Origin of the sequence: Kitasatospora arboriphila (genome assembly GCF_039528095.1) — a bacterium.
Taxonomy (GTDB): Bacteria; Actinomycetota; Actinomycetes; order Streptomycetales; family Streptomycetaceae; genus Kitasatospora; species Kitasatospora arboriphila.
This window is the reverse complement of sequence record NZ_BAAALD010000338.1, coordinates 1-511: the sequence shown is the minus strand read 5'-3', so window position 1 is coordinate 511 and position 511 is coordinate 1. Positions and strand designations below refer to the sequence as shown.

1 protein-coding gene is annotated in these 511 nt (G+C 43.2%); it reads left to right on the top strand.

The features are described from left to right. A partial coding sequence (locus tag ABD353_RS40265) for a transglycosylase SLT domain-containing protein (RefSeq protein ID WP_344628649.1) occupies nucleotides 1–381 on the top strand: 381 nt, incomplete at its 5' end. Between the last annotated feature and the right edge of the window lie 130 nt (nucleotides 382–511).

Genomic DNA, 511 nt, shown 5'->3' with positions numbered 1-511 from the left:
CTCCTGCGTGCTATATCATGGCAAGAATCACGATTTAAAATTGATGCGATTGGTCGTAATCCTGTTACGGGTTATGGATCAGGCTTGATGCAAATTGACTCGCAGCATTTCAACGAACTGTCGCGATATGGAATAAAACCGGATCATCTTCTTAGCGATGCTTGTCTTAACATCTACACCGGAGCCTATTATCTGGCTCAGGCGTTTAAAAAGTGGGGCGTTTCGTGGGATGCAGTCGGGGCATACAATGCAGGCTTCAAAAAGACCCCGCGCCAGGCAGCAAGACGTTACGAGTATGCGAAGAAGATCCATTCCTACTACACGGCTATCAAAGCAAGCAAACGAACTTCTTCTAAAGATCAGAAAATCGCCATGAACTAAAAAACCTTCTGATATAAGAAGGCTTGAATTTCTTAAAAATCTACGGCATCTATACCTGGATAATAATCGGCATCACTATCAAAATGAAAAAGCAGATACCCACCCTCCCGGTGCATTAGTATAAGAGTTT